Annotated in this window: 24 protein-coding genes; 15 read left to right on the plus strand and 9 right to left on the minus strand. The window is 42.0% G+C overall.

Translation table 11 applies throughout. From position 1 onward, the window contains the following. Position 1: 1 nt before the first annotated feature. Genes rapZ through lptC form a run of 5 tightly spaced genes read right to left on the minus strand, consistent with a single transcriptional unit; the run spans position 2 to position 3,242 of the window. The gene (rapZ, locus tag AC30SH_RS06830; RefSeq protein WP_212510448.1) at positions 2-859 is read right to left on the minus strand and encodes an RNase adapter RapZ; all 858 of its coding nucleotides are present in this window, start codon (positions 857-859) and stop codon (positions 2-4) included. Positions 860-884: 25 nt separating this feature from the next. Beyond that, positions 885-1,415, minus strand: a complete 531-nt coding sequence (gene ptsN / locus AC30SH_RS06835; RefSeq protein ID WP_212510447.1) for a PTS IIA-like nitrogen regulatory protein PtsN — start codon at positions 1,413-1,415, stop codon at positions 885-887. Between the two features lie 3 nt (positions 1,416-1,418). Further along, positions 1,419-2,144: an LPS export ABC transporter ATP-binding protein gene (gene lptB / locus AC30SH_RS06840; RefSeq protein ID WP_212510446.1), complete on the minus strand. Its 726-nt coding sequence runs from the start codon at positions 2,142-2,144 to the stop codon at positions 1,419-1,421. An 8-nt stretch (positions 2,145-2,152) separates the two neighbouring features. After that, the gene (gene lptA, locus AC30SH_RS06845; RefSeq protein WP_048748974.1) at positions 2,153-2,671 is read right to left on the minus strand and encodes a lipopolysaccharide transport periplasmic protein LptA; all 519 of its coding nucleotides are present in this window, start codon (positions 2,669-2,671) and stop codon (positions 2,153-2,155) included. Continuing rightward, positions 2,652-3,242, minus strand: coding sequence for an LPS export ABC transporter periplasmic protein LptC (gene lptC, locus AC30SH_RS06850; RefSeq protein ID WP_315028133.1), 591 nt, complete (start codon positions 3,240-3,242; stop codon positions 2,652-2,654). The genes lptA and lptC overlap by 20 nt, the downstream gene beginning before the upstream one ends. A gap of 242 nt (positions 3,243-3,484) precedes the next feature. On the opposite strand from lptC, the gene mlaF reads away from it, so the two are divergent. From mlaF to murA, 7 genes are read left to right on the plus strand one after another with little or no spacing between them, the layout of a single operon-like run. After that, positions 3,485-4,282: a phospholipid ABC transporter ATP-binding protein MlaF gene (mlaF, locus tag AC30SH_RS06855; RefSeq protein WP_006717262.1), complete on the plus strand. Its 798-nt coding sequence runs from the start codon at positions 3,485-3,487 to the stop codon at positions 4,280-4,282. Beyond that, the gene (gene mlaE, locus AC30SH_RS06860; RefSeq protein ID WP_109128519.1) at positions 4,276-5,061 is read left to right on the plus strand and encodes a lipid asymmetry maintenance ABC transporter permease subunit MlaE; all 786 of its coding nucleotides are present in this window, start codon (positions 4,276-4,278) and stop codon (positions 5,059-5,061) included. Before mlaF ends, mlaE begins: the two co-directional genes overlap by 7 nt. Before the next feature lie 22 nt (positions 5,062-5,083). Continuing rightward, positions 5,084-5,590 (plus strand): outer membrane lipid asymmetry maintenance protein MlaD, encoded by a 507-nt coding sequence (gene mlaD, locus AC30SH_RS06865; protein ID WP_109128518.1) that lies wholly within the window; start codon positions 5,084-5,086, stop codon positions 5,588-5,590. A 20-nt stretch (positions 5,591-5,610) separates the two neighbouring features. Then, on the plus strand, positions 5,611-6,249 hold the full coding sequence (gene mlaC / locus AC30SH_RS06870) for a phospholipid-binding protein MlaC (protein ID WP_212510443.1): 639 nt from the start codon (positions 5,611-5,613) through the stop codon (positions 6,247-6,249). A 3-nt stretch (positions 6,250-6,252) separates the two neighbouring features. Continuing rightward, positions 6,253-6,612, plus strand: a complete 360-nt coding sequence (locus AC30SH_RS06875; RefSeq protein WP_212510442.1) for an STAS domain-containing protein — start codon at positions 6,253-6,255, stop codon at positions 6,610-6,612. Continuing rightward, positions 6,612-6,869 carry a BolA family protein gene (locus AC30SH_RS06880; protein ID WP_212510441.1) on the plus strand — a complete coding sequence of 86 codons (258 nt, stop codon included), beginning with the start codon at positions 6,612-6,614 and terminating at the stop codon, positions 6,867-6,869. Before AC30SH_RS06875 ends, AC30SH_RS06880 begins: the two co-directional genes overlap by 1 nt. 18 nt (positions 6,870-6,887) lie before the next feature. Beyond that, complete coding sequence (murA, locus tag AC30SH_RS06885) at positions 6,888-8,165, plus strand: UDP-N-acetylglucosamine 1-carboxyvinyltransferase (RefSeq protein ID WP_489582291.1); 1,278 nt, start codon at positions 6,888-6,890, stop codon at positions 8,163-8,165. A 64-nt stretch (positions 8,166-8,229) separates the two neighbouring features. On the opposite strand, the gene AC30SH_RS06890 is transcribed toward murA, so the two are convergent. Then, complete coding sequence (locus AC30SH_RS06890) at positions 8,230-8,520, minus strand: YfcZ/YiiS family protein (protein ID WP_109860052.1); 291 nt, start codon at positions 8,518-8,520, stop codon at positions 8,230-8,232. A gap of 230 nt (positions 8,521-8,750) precedes the next feature. Between AC30SH_RS06890 and AC30SH_RS06895 the strand changes: the two genes are divergently transcribed. The 4 genes from AC30SH_RS06895 to AC30SH_RS06910 all read left to right on the plus strand — a co-directional run bounded on the left by AC30SH_RS06895 (position 8,751) and on the right by AC30SH_RS06910 (position 12,249). Further along, complete coding sequence (locus AC30SH_RS06895) at positions 8,751-10,184, plus strand: outer membrane protein transport protein (protein WP_212510439.1); 1,434 nt, start codon at positions 8,751-8,753, stop codon at positions 10,182-10,184. A gap of 70 nt (positions 10,185-10,254) precedes the next feature. Next, entirely contained in the window at positions 10,255-10,794 is a 540-nt protein-coding gene (locus AC30SH_RS06900; protein ID WP_212510438.1) for a methylated-DNA--[protein]-cysteine S-methyltransferase, read from the plus strand. Next, complete coding sequence (gene mutH / locus AC30SH_RS06905; RefSeq protein ID WP_212510437.1) at positions 10,791-11,459, plus strand: DNA mismatch repair endonuclease MutH; 669 nt, start codon at positions 10,791-10,793, stop codon at positions 11,457-11,459. Before AC30SH_RS06900 ends, mutH begins: the two co-directional genes overlap by 4 nt. A 64-nt stretch (positions 11,460-11,523) precedes the next feature. Then, on the plus strand, positions 11,524-12,249 hold the full coding sequence (locus AC30SH_RS06910) for a TerC family protein (protein WP_212510436.1): 726 nt from the start codon (positions 11,524-11,526) through the stop codon (positions 12,247-12,249). Between the two features lie 98 nt (positions 12,250-12,347). Here AC30SH_RS06910 and glnA read toward each other — a convergent pair whose 3' ends face one another. After that, entirely contained in the window at positions 12,348-13,757 is a 1,410-nt protein-coding gene (glnA, locus tag AC30SH_RS06915) for a glutamate--ammonia ligase (protein ID WP_212510435.1), read from the minus strand. A 304-nt stretch (positions 13,758-14,061) separates the two neighbouring features. On the opposite strand from glnA, the gene typA reads away from it, so the two are divergent. Both typA and AC30SH_RS06925 read left to right on the plus strand, forming a co-directional pair. Continuing rightward, positions 14,062-15,912 carry a translational GTPase TypA gene (typA, locus tag AC30SH_RS06920; RefSeq protein WP_212510434.1) on the plus strand — a complete coding sequence of 617 codons (1,851 nt, stop codon included), beginning with the start codon at positions 14,062-14,064 and terminating at the stop codon, positions 15,910-15,912. 137 nt (positions 15,913-16,049) lie between these two features. Further along, positions 16,050-20,591, plus strand: a complete 4,542-nt coding sequence (locus tag AC30SH_RS06925; RefSeq protein ID WP_489582292.1) for a S6 family peptidase — start codon at positions 16,050-16,052, stop codon at positions 20,589-20,591. Positions 20,592-20,650: 59 nt separating this feature from the next. Here the strand turns inward: AC30SH_RS06925 and bcp are convergent, their stop codons facing one another. Then, the gene (gene bcp, locus AC30SH_RS06930) at positions 20,651-21,115 is read right to left on the minus strand and encodes a thioredoxin-dependent thiol peroxidase (RefSeq protein ID WP_212510432.1); all 465 of its coding nucleotides are present in this window, start codon (positions 21,113-21,115) and stop codon (positions 20,651-20,653) included. A gap of 153 nt (positions 21,116-21,268) precedes the next feature. On the opposite strand from bcp, the gene dapA reads away from it, so the two are divergent. Then, positions 21,269-22,162: a 4-hydroxy-tetrahydrodipicolinate synthase gene (dapA, locus tag AC30SH_RS06935; protein ID WP_212510431.1), complete on the plus strand. Its 894-nt coding sequence runs from the start codon at positions 21,269-21,271 to the stop codon at positions 22,160-22,162. A 99-nt stretch (positions 22,163-22,261) separates the two neighbouring features. Beyond that, on the plus strand, positions 22,262-23,266 hold the full coding sequence (bamC, locus tag AC30SH_RS06940) for an NlpB/DapX family lipoprotein (RefSeq protein WP_212510430.1): 1,005 nt from the start codon (positions 22,262-22,264) through the stop codon (positions 23,264-23,266). Positions 23,267-23,372: 106 nt separating this feature from the next. Here the strand turns inward: bamC and AC30SH_RS06945 are convergent, their stop codons facing one another. Next, positions 23,373-24,059 (minus strand): YggS family pyridoxal phosphate-dependent enzyme, encoded by a 687-nt coding sequence (locus AC30SH_RS06945; protein WP_489582293.1) that lies wholly within the window; start codon positions 24,057-24,059, stop codon positions 23,373-23,375. Between the last annotated feature and the right edge of the window lie 112 nt (positions 24,060-24,171).

Consider the following 24,171-nt stretch of genomic DNA (forward strand, 5'->3'; position numbering starts at 1 on the left):
TTTATTGTTTTTTATGTTTTTCCAAAGAGCGGTGCAAAATACTGACGTTTTTGCCTTTATCTTGGAAATACTTACCTAATTGCTCGGCAACATAAACAGAACGATGTTTACCGCCGGTGCAACCAATTGCAATGGTCAAATAACTGCGGTTATTTTGCTCCAACATCGGCAACCAAGTTTCAATATAAGAACGGGTTAAATAGATAAATTGATGCACTTCATTGTGTTTTTCGAGAAATTCCGCCACCGGCTGATCCAAACCTGTCATTGGTCTTAGTGCATGATTCCAATGGGGATTAGGTAAAAAACGGACATCAAAAACATAATCCGCATCCAACGGAATGCCGTATTTAAAACCAAAGGACTCCACTACAATTTTCAATTCGGTATCGGAATGCCCACGCAAAAATTCGCGTAAACGCTCGGCCAATTCATGTGTGGACAATGATCCTGTATCAATGATGATATTTGCCTGTTGAATCAGTGGTTCAAGATGTTTACTTTCTTCGTCGATAGCGGCTTCCAGAGAAAGATCTTGCGTGGATAAGGGGTGTAAACGGCGAGAATCGCTATAACGGCGAACCAATGTCGTTTTATCGGAATCCAAAAAAATGATTTTAACGTTATGTTCTTGTTGAATATGCGCAATCGTCTTTTCCAATACTGCAGGTGACGTTGGCAAATTACGAATATCCAAACTAATCGCAACAGCGTGTTGATTAACAGAAAGAATATTGATTAATTGCGGAACCAAATCTAATGGTAAATTATCTACGCAATAATACCCCATGTCCTCTAAGGCTCTTAATGCAACGGATTTTCCACCACCGGAACGACCGCTAATAATGATAATTTCCATAATTTCCTCGTTAAACCATTTTTCTTTATTCTTCAGAACCGGATTCCGGTGCTAATGAAGCAGAATCTTCCTCATCAGCCTCTATTTCTTCCGACTCGCATTGATCATAATGTGAAAAAACGCCCCAAATTTCATCCGCACTTTTAGCAGCCCGAAGCTGTTTACATAAGGATTTGTCCACTAAATTCTCGGCCAATGTCGGCAAATGCTGAATGTAATCGCCACACATATTTTCAGGGACCAACACTGCGAAAATTAAATCCACTTCACGTTTGTCTGCAGCGTCATAGTCAACGGGACTTTCTAATTGAATAAATACACCTATGGGTTTGCCACTATTAGGGAGTCTCCCTTTCGGCATGGCAACCCCACCACCTAAACCGGAATTACCTAATTTCTCACGGGTAAACAAACAATCAAAACAGCATTGCTCGCCATTTTCCATGTGTAATTGTTCTTCCACGATACGCGCAATAGACTCAAAAACCCGTTTTTTGCTGGAAGAAATCATTCCTTGACGAATGGTTTCTGGCGTTAATAACTCAGTAAATTTCATAGGTTACAGCTGGAAATCGGCGCCTAAATAAACGTCTTTCACCAATTTGTTATTCATAATTTCAGTTGGTGTGCCGGTTGCAATCATCTTGCCAGCACTCACAATATAAGCACGTTCGCACACATCTAAGGTTTCACGTACGTTATGATCGGTAATCAACACGCCAAGACCACGATCGCGTAAATCTTTAATAATTTTCTTAATATCAATCACGGAAATTGGATCGACGCCGGCAAAAGGCTCATCTAACAAAATGAATTTAGGATTGGCGGCTAAAGCACGTGCGATTTCTACGCGGCGACGTTCACCACCGGATAAAGATTGCCCCAAACTATCGCGAATATGTCCGATGTTAAATTCTTCAATCAGCTCATCTGCTTTTTCTTGGCGTTGAAGTGCGGTCAAATCTTTACGTATTTCCAATACCGCCATCAAATTTTCATACACGCTTAAACGGCGAAAAATAGAGGCTTCTTGCGGCAAGTAACCAACACCTTTTTGTGCGCGGTTATGCATTGGCAACAGACTGATATCCTCATCATCAATGCGAATCTTGCCTTGATCATGATTCACCAATCCCACCACCATATAGAAAGTTGTGGTTTTACCGGCACCATTCGGACCTAATAAGCCAACGATTTCGCCTGAATGCACCGTTAAACTGACATCAGAAACCACTTGGCGGTTTTTATAGCTTTTCGCTAAATTTTCAGCATACAGAATCGGCATCTTTTATCCTATTTGCCACTGGCACGATTTAATTGGGTGGGAATTAATACGGTTTTTACGCGCGCACCGGAATTGGCATTCGCTTTCAGCTGCTGTTTGGCTACATCATAAGTAATAACACTGCCGTTAATTTTGCTATCTAATTGTTTTAATTCTGCATCACCGCTCAACGTTAAAAATTCAGTGCCGAGGTCATAAACCACTTTATTTGCTTTACCATCCACCGGTTTGCCGTCATCCATGACTTGATGAAAGGTCACCGGGTTGCCAAACGCCTCTACTTTATCTTTTTGTTTAGAATTCTCGTCCGGGCGGGTAATCACCACTTTGCTTGCTTTGACAATGATTGAACCCTGAGTGATCACCACGTTATCCGTGAAAGTAACGACACGATTATTCATATCCAAAGATTGATTATCGGACACGATGTTAATCGGTTGATTGGTATCTTCTTTTAACGCCAAGGCGGAAAAAGACATCAAAACCAATGTGGAAGCAAGCACAATTTTACTGCTTATTAATTTCATAATGTGTTTTTACCTGTTCTTTTAAAGTAGCCACTTGTTGTTGTAAGTTGCCTGTCAATTTTAAACCTGTCGAACTAAAATCTTGTCCGTTTAATTTCACCATGTTATCGGAAGTAATGTCTTGCGTGGTTAGATTCACTACCGCACTCTCGGTTTCAATACGTTGTAAACGAGATTGTGCAGAAAGGCTTTGTGCCACGACATTGCCCTCTAAATACAACATGTTGTTCTTCGTTAAGGTGGCCTTATTCGCACTTAACTCCCAACTTTCCGTGCCAGCATTATCCGTACCAGAACCCGGAATTTCGAGCTCCAATAAACGCACCGTCGGATTCATAAAATTCGTATGCCCGTCTGAGGTGTAATACTCTACTTTGTCGGATGTGGCCAAATACTGTTTTTTGCCGGTCGGTGCGTACACCACCGTATTCATTTTCTGCCCGACATATTCCGGCGCGTCTGCCACCTTAACAAGCGCATTCAGCCCGTCATCTTCTTGATTCAAGCTATAAAACCAAGCTAATAATCCCAATGCGATTACCGCCAACACAATATTCCAACGAATATTCATAACTCTATTTTAAGCCATAACAATTAATAATAAGGTGCAATAATAGCACAACTTTATTGAAAAAATCTAAAAGTGCGGTCAGATTTCAGCACGTTTTAATGGGAACATTTTTGCTAAAACGGAGTCCAAGGCGGGGCATGAATGCTACGTAATTCTATTTGACATTCACGTGGATTTCATAGACTATCGCAACTCATTTTTATTCACTCAAGGCGCTCAAGCCTTCTCATAATTAAGGTTTTATGAACGACGCTTTAATTGAAGTTAAACACCTGACGTTTAAACGTGGCGAACGTGTGATTTATCGCGATCTCAATTTACGTGTACCACGCGGTAAAATCACAGCCATTATGGGCCCTTCCGGCATTGGTAAAACCACGTTATTAAAACTGATTGGTGGACAACTCATCCCTGATGAAGGGGAAATCCTGTTTGACGGGCAAGATATTTGCAAACTGTCTAACAGCGAACTTTATGAAGTGCGTAAACGCATGGGCATGCTATTCCAATCCGGTGCGTTATTCACAGATATTTCCACCTTCGATAATGTGGCCTTTGCCATTCGTGAACACACGAATCTGCCGCCCTCATTAATTCGTCAAATAGTATTAATGAAATTAGAAGCGGTGGGATTACGCGGTGCAGCCGATTTAATGCCGTCCGAACTTTCCGGAGGGATGGCTCGCCGAGCCGCACTTGCCCGCGCGATTGCATTAGATCCGGATTTAATCATGTTTGATGAACCGTTTACCGGACAAGACCCAATTAGCATGGGCGTCATTATTAGTTTAATCAAACGCTTGAACGAGGCCTTAAATCTCACGTCTATCGTGGTTTCTCATGATGTGCAAGAGCTTTTGAGCATTGCGGATTATGCCTACATCATTGCGGATAAACATGTGATTGCCGAAGGAACATCTGCCCAATTACTGGCAAGCCAAGATCCGCAAGTTACCCAATTCTTGCAAGGACATGCTGATGGCCCGGTGCATTTTCATTATCCGGCACCGAATTACCTTGAGGAGCTGTTCAAATGTTAGGAAATTTAATTTCAACGTTTGGCCGTCATGCCATTAATTTTGGACGAGCACTTGGACGTGCCGGTTTTTTACTGTTCGGCGCATTAATTGGCAAACCGCAAGTTCGCAAGCATTTTCCTTTGTTTATTAAACAATTACATGTGCTTGGCGTACAGTCTTTATTAATCATCATGCTTTCCGGTTTATTTATCGGTATGGTCCTTGGTTTACAAGGGTATGTGGTATTAGTGGATTTCTCCGCGGAAACCAGTTTAGGGCAATTGGTCGCCTTATCCCTGCTTCGAGAATTAGGCCCGGTTGTGACCGCACTTTTATTCGCCGGACGCGCAGGCTCAGCATTAACCGCTGAAATTGGTTTAATGAAAGCCACGGAACAATTATCTAGCTTGGAAATGATGGCGGTCGATCCGTTGCGTCGCGTCATTGCACCACGTTTTTGGGCGGGAATTATTGCCATGCCGATTCTTTCTATCATTTTTATCGCCATCGGTATTTGGGGCGGTTCTTTAGTCGGTGTTGATTGGAAAGGCGTGGATGCCGGTAGCTTCTGGTCCGTGATGCAAAGCTCCGTAACCTGGAGCCATGATATTTTAAACGGTACGATCAAAAGTGTATTTTTCGCCATTGCGGTCGTTTGGATTGCGTTATTTAACGGCTACGATTGTATTCCAACCTCCGAAGGCATCAGCAAAGCCACCACCAGAACGGTAGTGCATGCTTCATTAGTCGTCCTCGGTTTAGACTTTGTGCTGACCGCCATTATGTTCGGCGCAAATTAATCTCTGTTTGTAAGGAAATCTTATGCGACAAACTATTAAATATGAATTCTGGGTGGGTTTATTTTTACTGCTCGGTATCGGTTCACTGATTTTTTTAGGCTTAAAAGTAGCCAATGTGCAAGGGTTTAGCGAAACCAAATCGTATCGTATATATGCGACTTTTGATAATATCGGTGGTCTTAAAGTCCGCGCTCCGCTTAAAGTAGGTGGTGTTGTTGTGGGGCGTGTTTCCGAAATTGAATTAGATCCGCAAAGCTATTTGCCCAAAGTGACCATTGCTATTAACCAAGAATACAATAAGATCCCAGAAACCAGCTCGTTATCCATTAAAACAGCCGGCTTATTGGGTGAGCAATATATTGCCCTCAGCATTGGCTTTGATGATGGGGAAATTGCAATGTTGAAAGACGGCGATAAAATTGTCGATACGAAGTCTGCCATGGTATTAGAAGATTTGATTGGTCAATTCTTATATGGCGATAAAGAGAAAAAAGAAGCAGCCGAAACCTCGGAAGCGACGAATAAATAACGTGATAGGAGAAACTCTCAATGTTGAAAAATGTAAAATACTGGTTAGCAAAAACGCTAGTCATTTTCACCGCACTTTTTGCTGTACAACAAGCCATCGCGGAAGATACGCCCTATGATTTAACACAGAAAGTGTCCGACAAGCTGTTTAACGACATCAAAAGCAATCAAAACAAAATTAAACAAGATCCGAACTATTTAAAAACCATCGTACGTCAAGACTTAATGCCTTACGTTCATGTAAAATATGCCGGATCTAAAATTTTGGGACAAAACTATCAAACCGTTACGCAAGAACAGCGTGATCGTTATTTCGCCGTATTAGACAAATACATTGAACAGGTTTATGCGCAAGTATTAACCCTGTATAGCGATCAAAGTATTCAAATCGGCAAAATGAAAGAAGAATCCGGTAGCCTTGCGATTGTGAATGTCAAAGTAGCACAGCCGAATAATCAACCACCGTTAAATGTTGATTTCTATTGGTATAAAAACAGCAAAACAGGACAATGGCAGGTGTATGACATGACCGCAGGCGGTGCGAGCATGGTAAATACTAAGCAACAAGAATGGAGCCCGATCATTCGTAAACAAGGATTGGATGCCCTCAGCGCACAACTACAAAAAGCTGCTGATACGCCAATTACACTGAGCAAATAAGCCATGCAACAGACACAAAGTTTACGTTGGGCATCACAAGTAAATAATGATAGAATGACGCTCCAATTATCAGGAGAGTTATCTCGTAACACGTTGTTGCCATTATGGCAGCAACGTGCTTCTTTTTTATTGGGAAAACCATCGGCAGAGCAAGACATCTATTGGGACTTAAGCCAGGTTACTCGCATAGATTCTGCCGGTTTTGCTTTATTGTGTGACTTTTTACAACACAACCAAACCCGATTGCTTAAAGGTCGTGTACAAGTTTTACAGTGCCCACCTTTGGAATTACTGACATTGGCAGATCTTTTCGGCCTATCCGATTGGCTTACTCAATTTATCCCACAAGATGGAAATATTTAATGGAAACTCAAGAAATTGAAAGAATTTTAAAAGAAGCGCTTAATCTTGACGAAGTCTATGTGCAAGGTGAAAACGCACATTATGGTGTCATCGCAGTCAGCGATCAATTTGAAGGGCTCTCCAAAGTCAAACAGCAACAAATGATTTACGCACCACTTATAAATCACATTTCTAGCAATGAAATTCACGCGCTTTCTATCCGCACTTATACTGTTGAAAAATGGAAACGTGAACGCTTACTTAATCAACCGGCTTAATTTCCACAGGATATTCTCATGCAAAAATTTCGTGTTTATGGACAATCATGTTTGAAAGGCACCGTTGATATTTCTGGTGCTAAAAATGCTGCATTACCTATTCTTTTTGCTGCAATTCTGGCTACCGAGCCTGTGACGTTAACCAACGTACCGGATCTTAAAGACATTGAAACAACACTAAAAATATTACGCCAATTAGGTGTAGAGGTTGAGCGTAACGTACAAGGTGTCGTACATTTAGATGCCTCCAAAATCAATCATTTCATTGCGCCATACGAATTGGTAAAAACTATGCGTGCCTCAATTTGGGCGTTAGCGCCATTAGTTGCACGTTTCAATCAAGGCCAAGTGTCTTTGCCGGGTGGCTGTTCCATTGGCGCTCGTCCGGTAGATTTACACATCAGTGGCTTGGAACGCCTTGGCGCCAAAATTGTGCTTGAAGACGGCTATGTAAAAGCCTATGTCGATAGCCGTTTAATCGGGACTCATATCGTTATGGAAAAAGTCAGCGTGGGTGCAACTCTTTCCATCATGATTGCCGCGACCTTAGCTAAAGGTACAACCGTTATTGAAAATGCTGCACGTGAGCCTGAAATTGCGGATACGGCAGAATTCCTAAATAAAATGGGTGCAAAAATCAGCGGTGCAGGTTCAGACGCCATTACTATCGAAGGTGTAGATCGCTTAACCGGTTGTGAGCACAGTGTTGTGCCGGATCGTATTGAAACCGGAACATTCTTAGTCGCTGCAGCTATTTCCGGTGGACGTATCGTTTGTAAAAACACCAAAGCCAACACCTTAGATGCTGTGATCGATAAATTACGTGAAGCCGGTGCCCAAGTTGATGTCACTGAAGACACAATCACCCTAGATATGCTTGGTAATCGTCCAAAAGCGGTCAATATTCGCACCGCACCTTATCCTGGTTTTCCAACGGATATGCAAGCACAGTTCACCTTATTAAACATGGTGGCAAACGGTACGAGCATCATCACCGAAACTATTTTTGAAAATCGTTTCATGCACATCCCTGAATTGATTCGTATGGGAGGAAAAGCAGAAATTGAAGGCAATACGGCGATTTGCCACGGTGTTGCTCACTTGTCCGGTGCCGAAGTCATGGCAACCGATTTACGTGCCTCCATTAGCCTTGTTCTTGCTGGTTGTATCGCCACAGGTGAAACAATCGTGGATCGTATCTATCACATCGATCGTGGTTATGAACGTATTGAGGAAAAACTGCGCGGCTTAGGCGCACGAATTGAGCGTTTCTCAGAACAAAGCGAAGAAGCGTAATTAAGACTCCAAGTAAAAAGGCTTAAGTTTGTGAACTTAAGCCTTTTTATTTTTATACGATAGATTAACGAGTAGAAAGTTGGAAAATCATCGATTCTGCTTGGCAGCTAAATTCAAATGTTGCTTTTAATTTAAAGCCATTTTCGACCGCACTTATTTCACTGTTAATATTGCACGGTTCGCTTTCAGCAGCTCTCGCTTTTTCAGTTAAATACACTAATGCTTCTTTTGCCTGCGCTTCCGTTGCATAAACCTGTTCAAAATCAATGGTGCAATCGGAGCCGTCAATGACTGTGCCGACATCAACACAACAACACACTTTAGCTTCTTCAGCTTGGCATTTTAACGAACTCATATTCTCTCCTTTATAAAATCAGTTGAAACTTTCAATTATTTTAGCATTATTAAAATACAATACAAAATTTGACCGCACTTTTCCTGTCTGACTGGTCTGAACACTTTACAAAAACCGAAAAGAACGTTGCTCCGCCTCCCTGCCTTTCTTAGAATGACCAACTTTTGAATAACAATCAATAAACTTTGACCAGACGTCACCTTCGGGCTGGCGCAGAAAAAGGTAACAAAATGACAACGAGCAAATTGACAAAAACACTCCTCTCGACTCTTCTTCTTGGTGCTGCAACCGGTGCATCCGCTGCCGCATTCCAATTAGCGGAGGTTTCTACCTCCGGTTTAGGCCGCGCTTATGCAGGTGAAGCGGCGATCGCTGATAACGCCTCTGTGGTCGCCACCAACCCGGCATTAATGAGCCTCTTCAAACAAAAAGAATTTTCTGCAGGCGGTGTTTATGTAGACTCACGCATTCATATGTATGGCCCGGTAACGGCTACCACCGCAAGCGGATTAAAGCTTGCGACCGGAAACGCAAATGCAAATAGCGTTGTTCCAGGTGCCTTTATCCCTAATATGTATTTTGTTTCTCCGATCAATGACAAATTTGCTTTAGGCGCGGGAATGAATGTTAACTTTGGTTTAAAAAGTGAATATTCTCGTGACTACGATGCCGGCATTTTCGGTGGCGTAACCGATTTAACAACAATTAACTTAAACCTAAGCGGTTCATATAAAATCACCGATAATTTAACTGCCGGTCTAGGAATTAATAGTGTTTATGCCAAAGCTGAAGTTGAACGTACCGCAGGGATTGCCATTACCGGTGTTAAAAATATGCTCGCAGTCATGGGCGAAAGCAATGTAAGAAGCCGATTAAGTGGGGCAATTCGAGCTAAAAATCCAACTGTTCCACAAGCAGTAGCCGATGCTTTAGCCCAAAAAACCATCAATAACTTAAAAAGCTTAGATAAACAGGACTCCCTCGTACATTTAAAAGATAATGCTTGGGGATTTGGTTGGAATGCCGGTTTAATGTATGAATTTAACCAAGATAACCGCCTTGGTTTAGCTTATCATTCCAAAATCGATATTGACTTTACCGATCGCAATGCGCTTAGCTTACAACAGCATCAAGGTGCATTAACGCCTTATGTCGCTGAAGGTAGCTTAACCTTGAAATTACCAGCCTACTGGGAATTCTCCGGTTTCCATCAACTAACCGATCACTGGGCGGTTCACTATAGCTATAAATATACGGAATGGAGCCGTTTCAAAGAATTACGTGGTACATACCAAGATGGTTCCGGTTATGAAGCTTTTGCGAAGAAAGAAGAATACAAAAACAATTCTCGCTTTGCTGTTGGTACAACCTATAACTTCAGTGATGCGCTCACCTTACGTGCCGGTTTAGCATACGATCAAGCAGCAAGCAAAAAACATTTATCTGCGTCAATTCCTGACACGGATCGTATGTGGTATAGCTTAGGTGCAACCTATAAATTCACACCGGATTTATCTGTTGATGTAGGTTTTTCTCATTTACGAGGCAAGAAAAAACACTTTGTTGAAACACAAAATATTAAAGGCTTGCTCGTTGTTGAAGCCGATTACACAACAAAAGCATCAGCCAACCTTTACGGTTTAAACCTTAATTACCGTTTCTAATCAGAATAAAAATTCCGCATAATATAAGCGTACTTCGGTACGCTTTTATTTTTGTGAAACAGAGAAAAATATGACCGCACTTTTTTACCGTTATTATCCCTCGCCTATCGGCAAATTGCTGATGCTATCCGATGGCAAGTATTTGACGCATTTGGATTTTGAGCAGGAACAATTTGCGCCCAATCCAAAATGGCAGGAAAACAATGATTTACCCCTGTTTACGCAGGTGTGTTCCGCTCTTGAGCGGTATTTCAACGGAGAAGCGGAACGTTTTGATGACATTCCGCTAGCACCGCAAGGCACGCCGTTTCAGCAACGCATTTGGCAAGCGCTACGCCAAATCGACTATGGCGAAACGACAAGTTATGGCGAGTTGGCCAAACGCATTGAGAACCCCAATGCGGTGCGTGCGGTGGGTGGTGCAGTCGGGAGCAACCCGATCAGTATTATCATTCCTTGCCACCGCATTCTAGGCAAAGACGGAACACTGACCGGATTCGGTGGCGGCTTAGTCGCTAAACGTTTTCTGCTCCAGCTGGAAAATATCCCTTATATTGATAAAGGCAAAGAAACGGTTAAACCTCGTTTTTTCAAGAAATATCACCAATGACCCCAAAAACGACTGAAGAACTTCTTTCCCGTGCGCAAGCCATTGCCGGACTGAGTTTTGGCGACTTAGCGACACAACTTGGCACTCCCGTGCCACCGGATTTAAAACGTGATAAAGGCTGGGTGGGTATGCTACTTGAAACAGCACTGGGGGCAACGGCAGGCAGCAAAGCTGAACAGGACTTCCACCATTTAGGTATTGAGTTAAAAACGATCCCCATTAACGCGCAAGGCTATCCTTTGGAAACTACGTTCGTGAGCCTTGCCCCTCTCATTCAAAATAGTGGCGTAAATTGGCAAAATTCCCATGTGCGCCATAAGTTGTCCCGCGTGCTTTGGATTCCTATTGAGGGAAGCCGTTCTATTCCCTTGGCAGAACGACACATCGGTACGCCGATTCTCTGGCAACCTAGCGAACAGCAAGAACGCCAACTGCAACGAGACTGGGAAGAACTCATGGATTACATCGTGCTAGGTCAACTGGATAAAATCAATGCACGATTAGGCGAAGTCTTGCAACTCCGCCCGAAAGGCGCGAATAGTAAGTCCTTAACCAAAGGCATCGGCAAAAATGGCGAAATTATCGATACCCTTCCTCTCGGTTTTTACTTGCGTAAAGCATTTACCCACGAAATTCTGCAACAATTTGTGCAGCAGAGCATTTAGCCTCTTTTCATTTCATCGTCAAAGCTATATGATCGCGCACCCATTTGTACTTTAAGGAAACATTATGTTTGAATGGCTATTAAGCCCTGAGGCGTTAGTCGCCTTATTTACCCTCACTGCTCTGGAAATTGTGTTGGGTATCGACAATATTATTTTAATCAGCATTCTCGTTGCCAAGTTGCCTCACAAACAACGACAACCGGGACGTATTATCGGCTTAAGCCTTGCCATGGGGACTCGAATTTTACTTCTATTGACCCTTTCTTGGATGATGCACCTGACAGAGCCTCTGTTTGAGCTCTTTGGTAAAGGTGTTTCCGGCCGAGATTTAATTCTGTTTTTTGGCGGTTTGTTCTTAATTGTTAAAAGCACCAATGAAATTCGTGAAGCCATGACACCGCATACAGAAGAAGAACACCATGAAATCAGCAAAAAAGTGAGTTTTATCGGTGTGCTAATTCAAATTGCCTTGCTTGATATCGTGTTCTCACTGGATTCTGTGATTACGGCGGTGGGCATGGTCAATCAAATTGAAATTATGGTCACAGCAATTATTATTGCCGTCGGCATGATGATGTTCGCTGCGAAACCGATTGGCGATTTTGTAGAAAGCCACCCGATGTTCAAAATTCTAGCACTCGCCTTTTTGATTCTTATCGGTATCACGTTGATTATCGAAAGCTTCGGTTTCCATGTACCGAAAGCTTATATTTACTTCGCTATGGGCTTCTCTGTCTTTGTGGAAGTGCTGAATACAAAAATGCGTAAACGATTAGGCATGAAACTCTAAATAACCTAAGTGCGGTCAAAAATTCATTCGTTTTTTTGACCGCACTTTTTAAGTAAAAATAAAGGCGGTATCAAACCGCCTTTTCTTTGCTCTCGCTATTAGTAATACATTTCAAATTCCACCGGATGCGGTGTCATGTTTAAACGTGTCACTTCTTTTCGTTTTACGCTAATAAATGCCTGTACAAATTCTTTGGTAAACACATTGCCTTGTGTTAAGAATTCAAAATCGTTTTCTAAGGCGTTTAACGCTTCTTCTAAAGAACCGGCGACAGAAGGAATATCTTTCAATTCTTCCGGTGGTAAATCATAGAGGTTTTTGTCCATCGCATCGCCCGGATGAATTTTATTCACCACACCATCCAAGCCCGCCATTAATAACGCTGCAAACGCTAAATACGGGTTAGCTAACGGATCCGGGAAACGGGCTTCCACACGAATGGCTTTCGGACTGGTCACGGCAGGAATACGAATGGACGCCGAACGATTGCTTGCGGAATATGCCAATAATACCGGCGCTTCAAAGCCCGGTACCAAACGTTTATAAGAGTTAGTACTCGGGTTGGTAAAGGCGTTTAACGCTTTCGCATGTTTGATGATACCGCCGATGTAATAAAGTGCGGTCTCTGAAAGGCCCGCATATTTATCCCCTTGAAAAATATTTTTGCCGTCTTTGCTCAAGGACATATTACAGTGCATACCCGAACCGTTATCACCGGTAATCGGTTTCGGCATGAAACAGGCGGTTTTGCCGTATTCTTTTGCCACGTTATGCACGATATATTTATAAATTTGGGTTTCATCCGCTTTCAACGTTAACGTATTGAACTTAGTGGCAATTTCATTTTGTCCGGCAGTAGCGACTTCGTGGTGGTGCGCTTCAATCACCAAGCCCATTTCTTCCATTAACAAACACATCTCGGAACGAATATCATGTGCCGTATCAATCGGTGCCACCGCACAATAGCCGCCTTTTTTCAGCGGGCGATAGGCATTATTGCCGTTTTCATAACGCTTGTTGGTGTTCCACGCCGCTTCAACGTCATCCACTTGGTAAGTGTTGCCATTCATCGATACGTCAAAACGCACATCATCAAAGAGGAAAAATTCCGGTTCCGGTCCGAAGAAAGCTTCATCTGCCACACCGGTGGAACGCATATAATTTTCTGCGCGAAGTGCGATTGAACGCGGGTCACGATCATAGCTTTGCATGGTGGTCGGTTCAAAAATGCTACAACGCAAAGAAAGGGTTGGGATTTGTGCAAAAGGATCTACTACGGCAGTTTCGGCAATCGGCATTAAAAGCATATCTGCTTTATTGACCGCTTTCCAACCTTCCACGGAAGAACCGTCAAACATTTTGCCGTCTTCAAATAAATCCTCGTCAACCAAACTCACCGGTAAAGAAACACCATGCTCTTTTCCTTGAATATCGGTAAAACGAAGTAACACAAATTTGATGTCATTTTCTTCAATGAGTTTAAACACATTGTCAATCGCGTTAGACATACTAGTAAATCCTCTAAAACGTGGGTTAATTAAGATAAAATGGGGAAAAAGAATGCGTATAAAAATAACATATTCTAGCCTGATTTCATAAAAGTATTTCATTTATTCACTTGAATTTCCTTCATCAAACGCCTTTTTTATTTTTCATTAAACCACCGTTTTTATTGTTCAAATTTTCTCCCATTTATTCATAGCAGACCCTCATAAAAAGTTGTATAATCTGCGCCTTTCGCATTTTTGGCACTAAAAGTGCGGTCAGAAAATCACCTATTTTTTATTATTAGTTTAGGCTTAAGAATTCTCAATGACAGATCAAATAGACATTAACAAATTGCGTAATATCGCAATCATTGCCCACGTTGACCATGGCAAAACCACATTAGTCGATAAATTATTACAACAATCCGGTACTTTCGATGCCACCCGCGGTGATGCGGATGAACGCGTTATGGACTCTAACGATATCGAAAAAGAACGCGGCATTACCATTTTGGCAAAAAATACCGCCATCAATTGGAACGGCTACCGTATTAACATTGTAGACACCCCGGGACACGCGGACTTCGGCGGCGAAGTAGAACGCGTCTTATCCATGGTGGACTGCGTATTATTAGTAGTGGATGCCTTTGACGGCCCGATGCCACAAACCCGTTTCGTAACGCAAAAAGCGTTTGCCCACGGCTTAAAACCGATCGTGGTCATCAACAAAGTTGACCGCCCGGGCGCACGCCCTGACTGGGTCGTGGATCAAGTGTTCGATTTATTCGTAAACCTTGGTGCCACTGATGAACAATTAGACTTCCCGATTATTTACGCCTCCGCCTTAAATGGAGTTGCCGGCTTGGAACACGACGATTTAGCTGCTGATATGACCCCATTATTTGAAGCCATCGTTAAACACGTTGAACCACCAAAAGTGGAACTTAACGCACCGTTCCAAATGCAAATTTCCCAATTAGACTACAACAGCTATGTGGGTGTTATCGGTGTTGGCCGTATTAAACGTGGTACGGTAAAACCAAACCAAAGCGTGACTATCATCGACAGTTTCGGAAAAGCCCGCAACGGTAAAATCGGGCAAGTGTTAGGTCACCTTGGATTACAACGCTACGAAGAAGACATTGCCAGCGCAGGCGACATCGTGGCGATTACCGGCCTTGGCGAACTCAACATTTCTGATACCATTTGCGACATCAACAACGTAGAAGCCTTGCCGGCATTAAGCGTTGATGAACCAACCGTGACGATGTTCTTCTGTGTTAACACCTCACCATTCTGCGGTAAAGAAGGCAAATATGTAACATCCCGTCAGATTTTGGAACGCTTAAACAAAGAGCTTGTACATAACGTGGCATTACGTGTGGAAGAAACCCCAAACCCGGATGAATTCCGCGTTTCAGGCCGTGGTGAATTGCATTTATCCGTGTTAATCGAAAATATGCGCCGCGAAGGCTACGAATTAGCCGTCTCCCGCCCAAAAGTCATCTTTAAAGAAGTGGATGGACACAAACAAGAACCGTTTGAACAAGTCACCATCGACATTGAAGAACAACACCAAGGCGCGGTAATGGAAGCCTTAGGTATCCGCAAAGGTGAAGTGAAAGACATGGTGCCGGATGGTAAAGGACGTACACGTTTAGAATATGTGATCCCAAGCCGTGGCTTAATCGGTTTCCGTAATGAATTCATGACCATGACTTCCGGTACCGGATTGCTCTACTCCAGTTTCAGTCATTACGATGATGTGAAACCGGGTGAAATCGGTCAGCGTAAAAATGGCGTATTGATTTCCAATGCCACCGGTAAAGCCTTGGCTTATGCCTTATGGGGCTTGCAAGAGCGTGGTAAACTGATGATCGATCACGGTGCCGAAGTGTACGAAGGGCAAATTATCGGTATTCACAGCCGTTCCAACGACTTAACCGTGAACTGTTTACAAGGGAAAAAACTCACCAATATGCGTGCTTCCGGTAAGGATGACGCCATTGCGTTAACCACACCAATTAAATTCAGCCTTGAACAAGCCATTGAATTTATTGATGATGACGAATTGGTGGAAATTACTCCGCAATCTATCCGCATCCGTAAAAAATTATTAACGGAAACGGATCGTAAACGTGCTAACAGAACAACAACCAGTACGAGCACACATTAATTCGTTTAAAATCTAAAAAGTGCGGTGCGTTTTTCAAAAGTTTTGTAAAACGCACCGCACTTTTATATGTAACTCCCTAAATTTTTCTCATATAAAAACGTATAACGACCATTATTAAACTTATATCTAAGGCTTTTATGAAAAAATTATTAAAACCGCTTTGTCGCACTCTTACTGCATCATCTATTGCTCTGGCATTACACCCATCCGCCTTTGCTGCCATTGTACGCAGCGATGTGGATTACCAAATCTTTCGTGATTTTGCCGAAAATAAAGGTAAATTCCATGTCGGCGCAACGAATGTGGAAATCCGGGATAAAAACGGCAATGCGTTGGGTACCCTTTTACCGAATTTACCGATGATCGACTTTAGCCCTGTTGATGTACAAATGCGTGTCGCAACTCTCGTTGATCCGCAGTATGTCGTAAGCGTAAAACATAACAGCGGTTACAAAAATGTTCGCTTTGGTATAAAAACCGGTCATAGCGACATTCCAGATGACACTTACAGATTAGTGGACAGAAATAATGACGGTCCTCCAGATATTTGGTGGAAATACGATCGTCGTCATGAAGACTACCATTCGCCTCGCTTACACCGTTTTGTCACTGAAGTTGTTCCAATGCCTACGACAACAGCAGGAACAGATCCGAATACCTACATGGATACAGCACGTTTCCCTTATATTCTTCGTGTCGGTGCAGGAACACAATTCCGTGAAAGCGCCAATAAAGACCGTGAAGAATTACAAGGCGCTTATAACTACGCCATCGGTGGACAATCCTATGACTTACAACCTAAAAAACAAGGTTTCCTCGATTTATACGGCAACTTATTTGATAAACCACTAACAAACTATGCTGTTCCAGGAGACAGCGGCTCACCGATTTTTACCTTTGATAAGCAACAAAATAAATGGGTCTTTTTAGGCACTTATACCTATTGGGGCGGGTATACAAACACCACTTGGCAAGAATACATTATTTATCGCAATGATTTTAACCAACAGCGATATGCTGAAGATATTGCGGGTCAAATTACTGCTGATGACAATGAAGAGTTCATTTGGGAAGCAACAGATAAAACCAGTACGATTCGTAGTACAAGAAATAACAATAAAACCTTAGTCGTTGATTTAATTGATGCTTCTTTAAAAACAGCAGAAGAACAACTTAACTATGGTAAAACCGCTTATTTAAACGGAAATAATGGTTTATTAAAACTCCAAGGCGACATCAATCAAGGCGCTGGTGGGCTTTATTTTAACGGAAATTATACCGTCAGCGGAAAAAATGCAAACACCACATGGACTGGTGCAGGAATATCCGTTGCTGAGGAAAAACAAGTTAATTGGCAAATTCGCAATAACGACATTTTATCTAAAATTGGCAGCGGTACATTGCATGTTAATGGAACCGGGAAAAATGACGGTAAAATCAGCGTTGGTGACGGCACCGTGATTTTAAACCAAACAGCAGACGAAAATGGCAATAAACAGGCATTTAAAGAAGTCGGTATTGTGAGTGGTCGCCCAACGGTTATTTTAAATGATGCCGAACAAGTCAATCCGGATCGTATCTATTTTGGTTTCCGCGGTGGTCGTTTAGATCTTAACGGCAATAACTTAACGTTTAAGCGCATTCGTAATGTTGATGAAGGTGCAATGATTGTCAATCATAATGCGAATCAAGCATCAACGCTTACACTAACAGGTCAAAACTTATTTTTACCGGAACAAGTTACGATCCGTGAAGTTCATAATTCAAATCGCCCCGCAGGATATCACTTATATCATTGGCAAAATGGATGTGAAAATCGTTACTTTGTCTCTAAGCACGACAATATGAAAGCTTCATTCCCTTGTAAACCTGGACAAGGTAGTACAGACGATTGGGAAATCGTAGCAACGGATCGTGAAGAAGCAATCAATATTGTTACCCAACGTGAAATACAACGAAAAGATGTGACGATTAATGCTTTCGATGGTTATTTAGGCGAAACAAATGCCGCTCTCCATAACGGGAAATTGAACGTTAATATCAATGCCGTAAACAACCAATCAACTTTCCTGTTTACCGGTGGTAGTCAACTTAATGGTGACGTCACATTAAATCAGGGGATCGCGATGTTCTCCGGCAGACCTGTTCCTCACGCCAATGATTATTTAAATGGTAACAAAGGAAAAGATGTCGTCTTTGATGATGAATGGATTAACCGCACTTTTAATGCCAACAACATTAATGTAAACAATAATTCTGTCTTTTATAGTAGCCGTAACGTTGCACAAGTTAATGCCAACTTCAATGCAAGTCAGAATGGTCAAATACATTTAGGCTATAAAAGCGGTGATCCTGTTTGTATTCGCTCTGATTACACAGGAAAAGTCACTTGTAGCAATGAGGTTATTTCAGCCAAAGCGTTAAATAGCTTTACGGCAACTGAAATCCGTGGCAATACCCAACTCACTGACCATGCCCAACTGATCTTAGGTAAAGCACATTTATTCGGTACAATTAACGGTACAGGCAATAGCCTAGTAAGATTGACAGAAAATGCGAATTGGACACTGACAGGTGATAGCCAAACTGCCCGCTTAAATTTAGAGAAAAGCCATATTTTCTTAAATAGCCAAGAAAACCCTACAGTCTATAATCACTTAACAATTAATGCGTTAAACGGAGAAGGAACATTTCATTATGCTTCTGCACTTACCAATCAACGCGGCGATAAAGTGACTGTAACAAATCAGGCAAGCGGCAATTTTGTGCTAGATGTTAAAGACAGTGGTGGCGAAGCTAAATATGAAAAACTTGATTTACTGGATGCATCTAAAGCAACCAGAGATCCGGCATTAAAAGTATCATTAGCTAGAAATCATGTAGATCTTGGTGCCTACGTTTATAGTTTGATTGAACAAGATGGTATTTTCCGTCTTTACAATGCCAAGTTAGAAAACGAAAAAATTGAAGCAGAACGTATCGCGAAAGAAAAAGAAGAGGCTCGTTTAGCGGAAGAAGCTCGTCAACGTGAATTGGCACGTTTAGAAGCAGAGCGTATTGCCAAAGAGAAAGCAGAACAAGCTCGTCTCGAAGCAGAACGTATCGCGAAAGAAAAAGAGGAAGCCCGTTTAGCGGAAGAAGCTCGCCAACGTGAATTAGCGCGTCTTGAAGCGGAGCGTATTGCGAAAGAGAAAGCAGAACAAGCTCGTCTCGAAGCAGAACGGATTGCGAAAGCAAAAGAAGAAGTTCGTTTAGCCGAAGAAGCTCGTCAACGTGAATTGGCACGTTTAGAAGCGGAGCGCATTGCTAAAGAGAAAGCAGAACAAGCACGCCTTGAAGCGGAACGTATCGCGAAAGAAAAAGAGGAAGCTCGTTTAGCGGAAGAAGCTCGCCAACGTGAATTAGCGCGTCTTGAAGCGGAGCGTATTGCGAAAGAGAAAGAAGAGCAAGCTCGTCTCGAAGCAGAACGCATCGCCAAAGAAAAAGCAGAACAAGCGCGCCTTGAAGCGGAACGTATTGCGAAAGAAAAAGCAGAGCAAGCCCGTCTCGAAGCGGAACGCATTGCTAAAGAGAAAGAAGAGCAAGCGCGCCTTGAAGAAGAACGTATTGCGAAAGAAAAAGAAGAGCAAGCTCGTCTCGAAGCGGAACGCATTGCGAAAGAGAAAGAAGAACAAGCTCGTCTCGAAGCAGAACGTATTGCTAAAGAGAAAGAGGAACAAGCTCGTCTTGAAGCAGAACGTATCGCAAAAGAAAAAGAGGATGCTCGTTTAGCGGAAGAAGCTCGCCAACGTAATGCAACAACAAAACCGGTAACATACAAACAAAAAGAGATCATTAGTGCAAATACCAATGCTGTGCTATCTGATACAGCGATGTTGACCGCACTTAATCTTGAGTTAGCCTCACGTTTAGATCGTACAATTCTGACTCAACGTTCCGGTATGTGGCTTTCTCATAACAATAGCGAGCATAAATATCATTCTGATGATTACAAAAACTTCCACAGTAAAAGTAATCAAGTTGCGTTAGGGGCTGAAACACCAGAAATGGCAAATGGTGTTGTATTAGGTGCGATGGTAACTCACGCTCAAACTAATAATGAGTTTTCATCATTAAGTGGTAAAAACACCCTCTCCTTAGCAACCCTATACGCTAAACAACAAATTGATCAATTTAGTTGGGCTATTGATACAAGCTATGGTTGGTCGCGCAGTAAAATTGATGGAGAGCACAAATTTGATCGCAATATCGTAAATGTTGGTCTTAATATGGCTTATGATGTCATGATAAATGGTCTGCAAATTACACCAATGCTCGGCGTTCGTTATCATCAAATCAGTTCAAGCGAAGGCGAGTTAAATGGCGTTATTGTGAAAAACCCAGTAATCAAGTTGCCGACCTACCACACAGGTGTAAAAGTAGGCTATCACTTTAACGTCAACGGTTGGGAAATTACGCCGGAGATCTCAACTTACTACGTTTCTACAGGAAATAAATCTTATAGCCAACGTATTAATGAGCAAGAATTTGAGCAAACATTTGGTCATTATACTTACCATGAGGCAAACCTCAGCTTTGGTTATAAACCTTGGAAAGTCTCGATGTATGCTGGCAATACCCGAGGTAAAAACAAAGAGAAACAAAACCAATTTGGGGTAAAACTCAACTATAGTTGGTAAAACACTTAAAAAAACGACCGCACTTTTATGCGGTCGTTTTATTTTAACGTTATGAAAAATCACTTTTTCAAATAATCCAACACCACCTGATGATGATCTGTGGTTTTAAATTTATCAAAAACCTGTTCAATTTTACCCTGTTCATCAACAAGAAAACTGATACGGTGAATACCATCAAAAGTACGCCCCATAAATTTCTTTTCTCCCCACACGCCAAATTGCTCAGCCACTTGATGCTCTTCATCGGATAACAATGTGAAATTTAGCGCTTTCTTTTCAATAAACTGTGCCAATTTTTTCGGGCTATCCGGACTGATTCCTAAAATCACTACGCCCAGGTTTTCCAATTCTGATTTACTATCCCGTAAACCGCAGGCTTGTGTCGAGCAGCCAGGGGTTAACGCTTTTGGGTAAAAATAAACCAACACTTTTTTACCTTTAAACTGTTCCAAAGAAACTAATTCGCCATTTTGATTCAGTAAAGAAAAGTGCGGTGCGTTTTCGCCGACTTTTAATGTATTCATTTAAAAAATCCTCTTAAAAAAATAAAAAATTTCTTGCAAATTCAGGGTATTTTAGCGATCTTAAACAACTATTAGCAAGCAAACACAACTCTTTTTCCGGCAATGTAATTTCTTATTTAAACCGGAATCCAATAACAAAAAATGGAGGCTTTTATGTCAAATCATCCTTTATTTCAGGGAAGCATCGTTGCATTAGTGACACCAATGGATAGCCATGGCGAAGTGGATTTTGAAAATTTGAAAAAGCTGGTTGAATTTCACATTAATGCCGGCACGGATGCGATTGTTTCCGTTGGGACAACCGGTGAATCCGCCACCCTCAGCATTGATGAAAATGTAAAAGCCATCTTAAAGACCGTTGAGTTTGCCGCCGGCAGAATCCCGGTTATTGCCGGTACCGGCGCCAATGCCACCAGCGAAGCCATTACCATGACAAAATTATTAAATAATAGTGGTATTTCCGGTTGTTTATCTGTTGTACCTTATTACAACAAACCTACGCAAGAAGGCATGTATCAACACTTTAAAGCCATTGCTGAATGTACCGATATTCCGCAAATCCTGTATAACGTACCAGGACGTACCGGAAGCGATTTACAACCGGAAACTGTTGGCCGTTTAGCTAAAATCAAAAATATCGTGGGTATTAAAGAAGCCACCGGTGATGTTTCCCGAGTGCAAAAAATCAAACAACTTGCCGGGAATGATTTCATTGTATTAAGTGGCGATGATGCGACCAGTTTGGAAGCAATGAAACTGGGTGCGGAAGGAGTCATTTCAGTCACAAATAACATCGCACCTGCAGAGATGGCGAAAATGTGTCATTTAGCTCGTGAAGGTAAATTTGAAGAGGCCGAAAAAATTAACCAACGTTTAATGCCGTTACACAAAAATCTCTTTATCGAATCTAACCCAATCCCCGTGAAATGGGCCTGCTATAAGCTCAGACTTATTCAAGAACCTACTCTTCGTTTGCCTCTTACAGTACTCAGTGAAAAAGCCCAACCGGCTGTATTAGAAGCCTTAAAATTTGCCGGGCTACTTTAAATTGATATCGGGATCTACACATAGATCCCGAACTTTTCTCTTTCTCTTCTGTCGAAAGCAGACTTTCTCACTCTTGATTACACGCCAAAAGGATATGTTATGAAAAAATGGTTACTAACTGCAGCAATGGTTGCCCTATTAAGTGCCTGTTCTGCCAGCAATGAAAGTAAGCAACAAGCGGGCGATAACTACCAAAAATCAAATCCCGAATTGCCATTTTTCGCTCCACTCGCCAGTGGCGGTGTCAATTTACCGACACAAAGCGTAGAATATCAATTACCTCAAGTCAAAATTGCGAAAACAGAAAACGTGGATATTCGCCCACCATCAATTCCATTAGCCATTATCAACGGTTCTATCACCCAATTTGACGGTGAACGTGCATTAATTGTTTATGAATCCAATAAAAAACAGGTGTATAACTTAAAACAAATTGAACGTTTACTGAAAGAACAAGAGATCGGTTATCACTTAGAAGGTAAGAAATTAGTGACTGATTGGACAGAGACCGGGCGCGTGGATGACTTAAAAAATACCCAAATACGCTATCAAATTGAAGAAGTGAATGCCCGACAAGCCAATGCATTAATGGTTTCAGTGCTGCAAATGAAACGCGATGGCACGGTTTTCACACCAAGCCTTGCGGATAAACAACGTTATGCTTCTGACCGATTAAATCAATTCGTTGGAGAGCTTAACAGCACATATCAAAAACAACAGCAAGAACTAAGAGGGGTACAATCCTCACCAATTCAATCCGCCATTGCAACGGATTCTAATGGTCGTATCGCTTTGGTTTTAAATGCACCGTTTGAAAAAGCATGGCACCGTTTAGCTTCTGCATTACCAACCTTAGGATTTGAAATCAGCGAAGAACAAGGCGCGCGTGGCATTCGGGAATTGGCTTATAAACCGTTATCTCAGGAAGAATGGTTGCGAATCGGTACACAACTTCCTGAATTAGAAAAAGGGGATTACCAAATGCAACTTGCCGCCGCCGGCAAACAAAGTGCGGTAGTTATTTCTGATGAAAAGAAAACCGCACTTTCCGGAAAACAAGCGCAGATTATTTATCAAGCGTTACAAAACGTCTTAGCAAAATAATTAACTACCCCATACAAAACGCCACTTTCTATTGAAAGTGGCGTTTTTCTAGCCCTAAACATTGGTATAAAAAACGCGATCAAAAACGACCGCACTTTTATGCAAATTACACTCGCTTGCCAAAAATCGCCGTGCCTACGCGCACCATCGTAGAACCGCATTTAATGGCGCTTTGCATATCATCGGTCATGCCCATGGATAAAGTATCAATTTGGGCATGAGGCAGCGCCTGTTGCAAGGTTTCAAACAAGGTTCGCATTTGGTGAAACGTTTGTTCCTGTTGCGCCACATCATCAGTAGGTTCAGGAATCGCCATTAAACCGCGTAAACGTAAGTGCGGTAGATTTTCCACGTGTTTTGCTAAAGGCAAAATATCATCGGGTTGTACGCCGGATTTACTGGTTTCATTGCTGATATTAACTTGAATTAGCACATTTAATGGTGCCTTGTGCGGTGGGCGTTGCTCATTTAAACGGTCAGCGATTTTTGCACGCTCAAGAGTTTGCATCCAGTCAAAATATTCCGCCACTAAGCGGGTTTTGTTAGATTGTAATGGCCCGATAAAATGCCATTCCAATTCAATCTGCTGTTGTTGGAAAAATTGAATCTTTTCAACGCCCTCTTGCACATAGTTCTCGCCAAATGCCCTTTGACCCGCTTCGTACGCGGTTAAAATATCTTCAATCGGTTTGGTTTTAGAAACGGCAAGTAATTTGACCGCACTTTGAGTCTCAGAATGGCATTCGCATTGTTTAATTTGTTCCCGAATATGAGCAAGATTTTGCACAATCATAAGGCGTCCTTGTAATAAAAATGGTGATTTATTTTACACCAACTAAAAAAGTTAGAAAATAATGCAAAATTCTCCGATTTCCGTTTGACAAGGATATGAAATTTCGGTATTT

It is taken from the genome of Aggregatibacter sp. HK296 (genome assembly GCF_980469475.1).